The sequence below is a fragment of the Cedecea sp. B1(4) genome (assembly GCF_059414925.1).
Window position 1 is genome coordinate 1 of record NZ_JCAHMZ010000039.1, and the last position, 352, is coordinate 352.

The 352-nt window shown below is 49.4% G+C and carries 1 protein-coding gene; it reads left to right on the forward strand.

Annotated features, from left to right (window positions below):
* Positions 1–134 precede the first annotated feature (134 nt).
* A partial coding sequence (gene repB / locus ACR6JA_RS22055) for a phage replication protein B (protein WP_494599512.1) occupies positions 135–352 on the forward strand: 218 nt, incomplete at its 3' end.

Genomic DNA, 352 nt, shown 5'->3' on the forward strand with positions numbered 1-352 from the left:
CATTGCTCTAGGAGTGAGCGTTTTTTACGTACTGTGTTAAACAGGTTGAGGAGAAGGAAATGACGGTGATGACCTTTGCTTTGGTAAAGACACTGCCCGGTGGGTTACGAGAGCGTGAAGCTAAACACTAAGCGCTGCCTCGTTGGCAGGACACATGCTCGTTTTACAATCGGTTGCTCGAGCGTGAGCGCTTGTCGGACTCTTTTCAAGCGCAGCTAAAGCAGCGACATGCTGTGATGCTGCTGGAAGATATGAGCGACTGTGATCGTGAACGGATTGTATGTGCACTTGATGAATTGCGAAGCGCCTTTGCTACGTATAGAACTCGGGGAGTCAGTAAGTCTGGCTTCAT